The following is an 8,653-nucleotide window of genomic DNA, read 5'->3' as shown; positions in this document are numbered from 1 at the left end:
TTGAATTCCGAAGACATGCAGCTGCGCGAGATCCTCGATCTCGACGCGATGCTGTCGAAGGAGCCTCCGCCCGACAAGATGGAGGAGGAAAACGAGGAAGACGACGGCGAGATTTCCGAGGAAACCGCCGGTCCCACCATCCGCGACGACGATGATGACGTCGACGACGAAACGTCCGAAGACGAAGACGGCGAGGACGGCGACACGAAGAAAGACGACGAGGAAGAGGAGGACAACACCCTTTCCCTCGCGCAGATGGAAGCCGCGCTGAAGCCCGACGCGATCGAGCGTTTCGCGCGCATCACCAAGCTCTTCAAGACCTTCGAGAAGTTGCAGGCTGAACGGGTCGATACGCTCGCTGCTGGCGGCGAATTCCCGAAGGCGAAGGAAAAGAAGTACGAGAAGCTCGGCGAGGAACTGACCGCCGAGGTGGAATCGATGCAGTTCCACGCAACCAAGATCGAATTCCTGGTCGACAACCTCTATGCCTTCAACCGTCGCCTGACCGCTCTGGGCGGCCAGATGCTGCGCTTGGCCGAACGTCACAAGATCAAGCGAATCGACTTCCTGAAGTCCTATGTCGGCAACGAGCTCGACGACAGCTGGATCGCCGCCAACGCGAAGAAGGACAAGAAATGGGCCGCCTTCGCGACGAAGGAAGAGGCCGCGATCGAGCGCATCCGCGCCGAAATCACTGATATCGCCGCGCAGACCGGCATGGCGCTCGAAGAGTTCCGCCGTATCGTCAACATGGTGCAGAAAGGCGAGCGTGAGGCGCGGATCGCCAAGAAGGAGATGGTCGAGGCGAACCTGCGTCTCGTGATTTCCATCGCCAAGAAATACACCAATCGCGGCCTCCAATTTCTGGACCTCATCCAGGAAGGCAATATCGGCCTGATGAAGGCGGTCGACAAATTCGAGTACCGCCGCGGTTACAAGTTCTCGACCTATGCGACATGGTGGATCCGGCAGGCAATCACCCGCTCGATCGCCGACCAGGCGCGTACGATCCGCATCCCGGTCCACATGATCGAGACGATCAACAAGCTGGTGCGCACGAGCCGCCAGTTCCTCCACGAGGAAGGCCGCGAGCCGACGCCGGAAGAGATGGCCGCGCGCCTATCGATGCCGCTCGAAAAGGTTCGCAAGGTGATGAAGATCGCGAAGGAACCGATCAGCCTCGAAACCCCGATTGGCGACGAGGAAGATTCGCATCTCGGCGATTTCATCGAGGACAAGAACGCCGTGATCCCGGTCGACGCCGCGATCCAGGCGAACCTCAAGGAAACCGTCACCCGCGTCCTCGCCAGCCTCACCCCTCGCGAAGAGCGCGTGCTGCGCATGCGCTTCGGCATCGGGATGAACACCGATCACACCCTTGAGGAAGTCGGCCAGCAATTCAGCGTGACCCGCGAACGCATCCGTCAGATCGAGGCGAAAGCGCTGCGCAAGCTCAAGCACCCGAGCCGCAGCCGCAAGATGCGCTCTTTCCTCGACCAATAGAGCGTTGGCGAGGCGGACCTATTCGAGCGGTTTGACAAGGCGACCCGTGACGATCTGGCGGTATCCGGGCAATAGTGGGGGCAGCATGACCTCGATCCGGAACTCATCCGCGGAGTAACTGCCCGATACAGACTGCTCGTGGGCCGGGAAGGGCTGCACTGCGCTCTGCTTTAGCAAACCATCGATACGGCCGCTTTCGACGGTGACATGCTCGGGCGATTGGCCGCGATAGAATTCACCGAACAAAATCTGCGCGGTGGGGAGCGCCGCTTTCTGGCGCGACAAGGTGGTCTGATGCACCTGCTCGTCGACGCGCCGGTCCTCGTGTTCGTCGCTCGTCAACCAGCTGCGCAGTTCCCACTCGCCCGCGCGCGGTTTGTCGTCTTGCGTATTGCAAGCTGTAAGCGACATAGATGCAGCGAGAACGAGGCCCGCCTTGGTAAAGAACGTAGATTTCAGCATTGGGTTTCCCCCTGTCGAGGGTGCTCGCTGCCCCCCGGACGCGCAAACTACGGAAAACACCTGAATATAACGGAAAGACGGTAAGGCTGACGCGAAACCCACGTTGCAACAAGAAGTTGTAGGCCGCTTTCGACGCCGATCCGGACACTCCAGACGGTGTGGAGGTTGGGCCAACGATCTTAATTCGCCGGCTATGACGGTATGCGATTGCCTCGAGCCCTCAATTCGCTAGTTTGGTTTCATGGAAAGCATCGAAGCAGCAATCGAGTTCATCGGTGGACCCGGAACGCTTTGGGTTCTGGCCGGTGTCTATTTCGGCAGCGTCATCCTGGAGCGCCTCTGGGCGATCCGTGGCAATCCCGATTACGACAATGCCGACGCGCTGTGCTCTATCGGGCTGAACCTGATGGGGAGCATCCTAAACCTCATTATCGCGATCCTCATCCCGCTGGCGCTTTATGTGATGGTGTTCGACAATCTGCGACTGGTCGATAACATGGCGCTGTGGGCCGCGATCCCGCTGGCCTTCATCATCCACGAGCTTGCCTATTACTGGGATCACCGCCTCGGGCACCGGATCGGCCTGCTCTGGGCCTTCCACGCGATCCACCATTCTTCGAACGAATTCAATCACTCGACGGCAGCGCGCGGCTTCTTTCTCGATGGTCAGCTAAAAGGCATCTTCGCCCTCCCCGCAGCCTTCATCGGCGTCGATCCGGTGGTCTATATCGCCGTCAGCGTGCTCACCAATTCCTTCGGCATATGGAACCATGCGAGCTACGTGCCGCGCCTCGGATGGGTCGACCACGTGCTGATGACGCCCAAGATGCACAAGGTCCATCACGCCAACCAACCGCAATATATCGATCGCAATTACAGCCAGGTCACGCTCATCTTCGACCGTCTGTTCGGCAGCATCGCGCATATCGAGGAAGAGCCCGATCCGGGCCTCGTCAAGCGCGTCTACGACAACAATCCTCTGACGGCGCAGTTCGCCGGGCTCATCCAGCTGAAGGACCGGATGGACACAGCGGAAAGCTGGCAGGACAAACTCGCCTATCTGTGGCGCCCGCCCGAATGGTCGCATGATGGGGTGTGCCGGTCGGACTGTCCGAAATATGCGCAGGCGGTTTCGGCCTAAGGGCTGAACGCCCCGCCCATCCGGTCAGTAGCGCCGGCCGCGATCGTCCTGAAAACTGCGCGCGCGAAGGCCGTATTTAAGGCGAAAACCCTCCGGTATCTCGGGCGCGGGCCCTGCTTCAAGCCCCGCGAACCGGCGGCGCAGCTTGGCGAGTTCCTCTGCCGGGACGGGCGACCATTCGACACTGTTGCGGGCGGTCAGCGCGAAATCGCCGGCATAGGTCACCGCGCCTTCGCGCACCTCGAAGCGCGGCGCGTCTTCGCCATAGCCGCGGCTCGGGCGTGAAATTTCGATCCTGCCGATAATCCCGCGCCGCTCGATCAGGCACCTTTCGTCGGGTGCGGGGACTTTCGCGCAGTCGATCCCGTGGGCCAGCAGGCGGTAGCTGCCTGCAGGCAGGCGATAGCCGCGCGGGCGGTATTCGACCGTGTCGTTACCGAAGGCGAAGGCGCCCTGCCGACGCTCGACGCGGACGATGGCATCGGTTCCGTTCTCGTCGCCCGCGCTTTCCAAGGCGAAATAGAGGTCGAGCGGCTCCTCGAGATAAAGTTCGCTGCGAACCGAGAGGACGACCACGCCCTCCCCCTCGCCCAGGGTCGCGGCGCGCGTGATCCGCTCCGCTGGAACGCCGAGATCCTGCGCCGCCAGCGTCGAACCGATCGGTGGTGCGAAAGCGAGAGAGGCGCAGGCGGAAAGGCGCAGGATGGCCAAACTGGGGCTGGAACGTCGCGACATGCCCGCCAAGATGAAACAAGCTGTCCGTCCCCGCAAGCCCACCCGGCCCCACAGTGCGCGGGACGGTAGAAAAGCATGGCTCATAGGGTGGCACCGCGCCCCCGCGCGCATTATAAAGCGGCCATGCGCATAGCCCTCGCCTCCGATCACGCCGCCATCGAGCTCAGATCCGCCCTCGCCGAATGGCTGATGAGCGAAGGCCACGAAGTCGCCGATCTCGGCCCGGAAGAGGGCGAGAGCGTCGATTATCCCGATTACGGCTACAAGCTCGCCGAAGTCGTCGCCGATGGCACTGCCGAATTCGGCGTCGCGCTCTGTGGCAGCGGGATCGGCATCTCGATCAGCGTCAATCGCCACCCGGCGCTACGCTGCGCGCTGGTGTCGGAGCCACTCTCCGCCGCCCTCGCGCGTGAACACAACAACGCCAATTGCATCGCGCTCGGCGCGCGGATGATTGGTGAGGAAATGGCGAAGAGCTGCGTCGCGACCTTTCTCGCCACCGAATTCGCCGACGCCGACAATCCGCAGGGGCGTCACCATCGCCGCGTCGCCAAGCTCGGCAATCCGCCCACCGATCCCGACCATATCGAGACCCACCAATGAGCACGAATCCGGACACTCTGGCCGACCACACCACCGATCCGATGCACGGTTTCTGGCACGACGATCTCGCCACCGCCGATCCCGAGATCGCAGAGGCGATCGGCAAGGAGTTGAAGCGTCAGCAGGACAAGATCGAGCTGATTGCGAGCGAGAACATCGCTTCGAAAGCGGTGCTCGAGGCAACCGGCAGCGTCTTCACCAACAAATATGCCGAGGGCTATCCGGGCAAGCGCTATTACGGCGGCTGCGACTATGCCGACGTCGTCGAACGGCTCGCCATCGAGCGCGCGACGCGGCTGTTCGGCTGCAACTTCGCCAATGTGCAGCCCAATTCGGGCAGCCAGATGAACCAGGCGGTTTTCCTCGCCATGCTGGAGCCGGGCGATACCTTCATGGGGCTCGACCTCAATTCGGGCGGGCACCTCACTCACGGCTCTCCGGTGAATATGAGCGGCAAGTGGTTCAATCCGGTAAGCTACGGCGTGACCGAGGGCGACGAGCTGATCGACATGGACGCGGTCGCCGCGACCGCGCGCGAGCACAAGCCGAAGCTCATCATATGTGGCGGCACCGCCTATTCGCGCGTCTGGGACTTTCCCGCCTTCCGCGAGATTGCGGACGAGATCGGCGCGATCCTGCTTTGCGATATGAGCCACATTTCCGGCCTCGTCGCAGGCGGCGCGCATCCTTCGCCCTTCCCGCATTGCGACATCGTCACCTCGACTACGCACAAAAGCCTGCGCGGTCCCCGCTCGGGCATCATCCTGTGGAACGACGAAAAGTTCACCAAGCCGCTCAACATGGCGGTGTTCCCCGGCTTGCAGGGCGGCCCGCTGATGCATGTCGTCGCCGCAAAGGCGGTGGCCTTCAAGGAAGCGCTGAGCCCCTCTTTCAAGACCTATGCCCACCGCGTGGTCGAGAACGCGCGCGCGCTTGCCGCCAGCTTGGAGGAACACGGCCTACGGATCGTTTCCGGCGGGACCGACAATCATTCGATGCTCGTCGATCTCACCGCGAAAGACGTCACCGGCAAGGATGCTGAGAAGGGCCTCGACCGCGCATGCCTCACCTGCAACAAGAACGGTATCCCGTTCGACACCCGCTCTCCCTTCGTCACCAGCGGCATTCGCCTGGGCACCCCGGCGGGCACGACGCGCGGCTTCGGTCCGGGCGAGTTCCGCAAGGTCGGCGAGTTGATCGCACGCGTGGTCGATGGCTTGTCCAGGAACGGCCCGGAAGGCGATGCGCAGATCGAAGAACAGGTGCGCGGCGAAGTCGCCAAACTCTGCGCCGATTTTCCGGTCTATCCCGGCGCGTGAGCCCGGTTCGGTAGATGCGCTGCCCATACTGCGCCAGTGACGATACGCAGGTAAAGGATTCCCGCCCGACCGAGGATGCGAATGCGATCCGCCGCCGGCGCCAATGCGGCTCGTGCGGGGCGCGCTTCACGACGTTCGAACGCGTCCAGCTGCGCGAGGTCACGATCGTTAAGTCGGGCGCACGCGGGGAGGAACGCCGCGAAAGTTTCGAGCGCGGCAAGCTCGAACGCTCCGTCGCGCTCGCTTGCCGCAAGCGCGGCGTGTCGCAGGAACGGATCGACCAGCTCGTGTCCGGCATCCAGCGCCAGGTCGAGACCGCAGGCGAACCCGAAGTGGCCTCGGCCCGGATCGGCGAAATGGTGATGGATGGGCTCAAACAGATCGATTCGGTCGCCTATATCCGCTTCGCATCGGTCTACCGCGACTTTTCCGAAGCCCGCGATTTCGAGGAATTCGCGCACACCGTGGCCGAGGCCGCGAAGGACTAGGCGCCATGTTCTGGGTCTACATGCTGCACTGTGCGGATGGCTCCTATTATGTCGGCCATACGGAGGATCTGGAGGCGCGGATCGGGGCGCATCGGAGCGGTGAGATCGCGGGGTATACCGCGACGCGGCTGCCGGTGGAGCTTGTGTGGTCGCAGGAATTCGGGGAGCGGCATGAGGCGCTGGCAGCGGAATTGCGGATCAAGAAATGGTCCCGGGCGAAGAAAGAAGCCCTTATCATGGGCGATTGGGACCGGCTTTCGCACTTCGCCAAAAAACCGTCCGAAAGACCGCTCTCGGCTCCGCTCGAGCGAGCCCCTCGACTTCGCTCGGGACGAACGGGTGGAGGTGAAAGTAACCAGTCCGTTCGTCCTGAGCCTGTCGAAGGACCAGTTCGAGCGAAGCCGAGAACTCCATCAACCCCCAACAAACCCATAATAATCCTCGTGCGCCCGCAACTGGGCGAAAATATCGGCAAGGCCGCGCGCGCGATGCTCAATTTTGGGCTGACCGAAATGCGGATCGTGAACCCGCGCGATGGCTGGCCTAATCCGTCAGCCGGCCCCGCGGCGGCCGGAGCAGACATCGTGCTGGACCAGGCGAAAATCTACGACACCACCGCCGAAGCGGTCGCGGATTGCGAGCATGTCTACGCGACGACGGTGCGCAAGCGCGGGGTGACCAAGCCGGTTGTGGGCGCGGACGGCGCGGCCCGGCTCGTCCACGGCAATCCCGGCCGCCATGCCGTGCTGTTCGGGCGCGAGGCATCGGGGCTGGAAACCGAGGACGTGGCGCTCGCGCGGCATATTCTTACCGTCCCGATCAACCGGGAATTCGGCTCGCTCAACCTTGCGCAGGCCGTGATCCTTGTCGCCTATGAATGGTCGCGGATGGGGCGCGAGATGGCGGAGAGCGATCTCGTGCAACCCACCGCCGAAGAGGAGCATCTGCCCCCTGCCCCACAGGACGAACTCGACGGTTTGATCGCGCATCTGGAAGGGATGCTGGAGCCCAAGGGCTACTTCCTGCCCGAAGCGCGCGCGGAGGCGACGCGGCGCACTCTGCGCACGGTCCTGACCAAGCCGGGGTGGAACCACCTCGAGGTGCGCACTTTGCGCGGTGTGCTCTCCTCACTCGCTCGGCCCGACAGGACTTGATTTTAGCCTGCGCGCTGCTACATGCGCGCCTTCGCAAATTGGCCCCGCATCCCGGTGAAGCGGTGGCCGCGTTTCGCAAAAATGGCGAGACGGGCGATGCCGGGTTGAATGGTCACCAACCGGGTGGCTCACGCAAATTTGAAGGACACAACTTATGTCGAAGCGCAAAAGCGCCAAGTACAAACTCGACCGCCGGATGGGTGAAAACATCTGGGGTCGCCCCAACAGCCCCGTCAACAAGCGTTCCTACGGCCCCGGCCAGCACGGTCAGCGTCGCAAGAGCAAGATGAGCGACTTCGGCCTGCAGCTGCGCGCCAAGCAGAAGCTCAAGGGCTATTACGGCGACGTGACCGAAAAGCAGTTCCGCTCGACCTATAAGGATGCGACGCGGATGAAGGGTGACACCGGTCAGAACCTCATCGGCCTGCTCGAGCGCCGGCTCGACATGATCGTCTACCGCGCCAAGTTCGCACCGACGATCTTCGCCGCGCGCCAGATCGTGAACCACGGCCACATTTATGTGAACGGCGTGAAGTGCAACATTCCCTCGCGCCGCTGCGATTTGGGCGATGTCATCAGCCTGGGCAAGAAGGCGCAGGAAATGGCGCTCGTCATCGAAGCGCAGAGCCTGCCCGAGCGTGAAATTCCCGACTATGTCGCGCCCGACGGCAACGACAAGGTGAGCTTCACCCGCGTGCCCAAGCTCGACGAAGTGCCCTACCCGGTGACGATGGAACCGAACCTCGTGGTCGAGTTCTACTCGCGCTGATCCACTAGGAACATTGCGAACAAAAAAGGGCGGCTCCCATATAGGGGCCGCCCTTTTTCGTTACGAGCCGGATGCGGCAGGTCAGTCCCTGATCCTGTCCCACTCGGCGAATTCATAGCGAATTGATCCCTCGACCAACCGCTCCCAGATATCCGCAATCACGTCGCCGGGCAAGCCGCGCGCCTTTGCATCCTCGACCGCCTGCTCGATGACATAGGCCTTGCGCGCCTCATCGCGGACCGCCTCGCGCGTTTCCTTGATCCGGGCCGCGGCGCGCATATAGCCGAAGCGCCTGTCGAGCAGCGCGACGAGCTCGCGGTCGGTCGCATCGACGCCGACGCGCACTTCGCGCATGTCCTGGCAATCGTCGGGGGCTTTTGGCATCGATCAGGAACTTCCGAGATAATTGCGCCGGAAATCGGCGGCGAACTGGGCAAAACGCCCCGCCCCAATGGCATCGCGCATGGCTTGCATCAAGG

Annotated in this window: 10 protein-coding genes; 7 read left to right on the top strand and 3 right to left on the bottom strand. The window is 62.6% G+C overall.

What is annotated here, in order from left to right; all coding sequences use genetic code 11:
- The coding region (gene rpoD / locus V2I30_RS11870) for an RNA polymerase sigma factor RpoD (protein ID WP_330662386.1) at positions 1-1,503 on the top strand (1,503 nt) is incomplete at its 5' end.
- An 18-nt stretch (positions 1,504-1,521) separates the two neighbouring features.
- On the opposite strand, the gene V2I30_RS11865 is transcribed toward rpoD, so the two are convergent.
- The gene (locus tag V2I30_RS11865) at positions 1,522-1,965 is read right to left on the bottom strand and encodes a hypothetical protein (protein WP_330662385.1); all 444 of its coding nucleotides are present in this window, start codon (positions 1,963-1,965) and stop codon (positions 1,522-1,524) included.
- A gap of 241 nt (positions 1,966-2,206) precedes the next feature.
- Between V2I30_RS11865 and V2I30_RS11860 the strand changes: the two genes are divergently transcribed.
- On the top strand, positions 2,207-3,106 hold the full coding sequence (locus V2I30_RS11860; protein ID WP_330662384.1) for a sterol desaturase family protein: 900 nt from the start codon (positions 2,207-2,209) through the stop codon (positions 3,104-3,106).
- A 24-nt stretch (positions 3,107-3,130) separates the two neighbouring features.
- Here V2I30_RS11860 and V2I30_RS11855 read toward each other — a convergent pair whose 3' ends face one another.
- Positions 3,131-3,817, bottom strand: a complete 687-nt coding sequence (locus V2I30_RS11855) for a hypothetical protein (protein WP_330662383.1) — start codon at positions 3,815-3,817, stop codon at positions 3,131-3,133.
- 147 nt (positions 3,818-3,964) lie between these two features.
- Between V2I30_RS11855 and V2I30_RS11850 the strand changes: the two genes are divergently transcribed.
- From V2I30_RS11850 to rpsD, 5 genes are all read left to right on the top strand, one after another.
- Positions 3,965-4,444, top strand: a complete 480-nt coding sequence (locus V2I30_RS11850) for an RpiB/LacA/LacB family sugar-phosphate isomerase (protein ID WP_330662382.1) — start codon at positions 3,965-3,967, stop codon at positions 4,442-4,444.
- The gene (gene glyA / locus V2I30_RS11845) at positions 4,441-5,763 is read left to right on the top strand and encodes a serine hydroxymethyltransferase (RefSeq protein WP_330662381.1); all 1,323 of its coding nucleotides are present in this window, start codon (positions 4,441-4,443) and stop codon (positions 5,761-5,763) included. The genes V2I30_RS11850 and glyA overlap by 4 nt, the downstream gene beginning before the upstream one ends.
- A 14-nt stretch (positions 5,764-5,777) precedes the next feature.
- Complete coding sequence (gene nrdR, locus V2I30_RS11840; protein ID WP_330662380.1) at positions 5,778-6,251, top strand: transcriptional regulator NrdR; 474 nt, start codon at positions 5,778-5,780, stop codon at positions 6,249-6,251.
- 5 nt (positions 6,252-6,256) lie between these two features.
- The gene (locus V2I30_RS11835) at positions 6,257-7,405 is read left to right on the top strand and encodes a TrmH family RNA methyltransferase (RefSeq protein WP_330662379.1); all 1,149 of its coding nucleotides are present in this window, start codon (positions 6,257-6,259) and stop codon (positions 7,403-7,405) included.
- Between the two features lie 154 nt (positions 7,406-7,559).
- Positions 7,560-8,174: a 30S ribosomal protein S4 gene (rpsD, locus tag V2I30_RS11830; protein ID WP_330662378.1), complete on the top strand. Its 615-nt coding sequence runs from the start codon at positions 7,560-7,562 to the stop codon at positions 8,172-8,174.
- Between the two features lie 81 nt (positions 8,175-8,255).
- On the opposite strand, the gene V2I30_RS11825 is transcribed toward rpsD, so the two are convergent.
- Positions 8,256-8,558, bottom strand: coding sequence for a chorismate mutase (locus V2I30_RS11825; protein ID WP_330662377.1), 303 nt, complete (start codon positions 8,556-8,558; stop codon positions 8,256-8,258).
- Positions 8,559-8,653: the final 95 nt, after the last annotated feature.

The sequence above is a fragment of the Erythrobacter sp. genome (assembly GCF_036351135.1).
Lineage (GTDB): Bacteria > Pseudomonadota > Alphaproteobacteria > Sphingomonadales > Sphingomonadaceae > Erythrobacter.
This window is presented reverse-complemented; position numbering and strand designations above follow the sequence as displayed.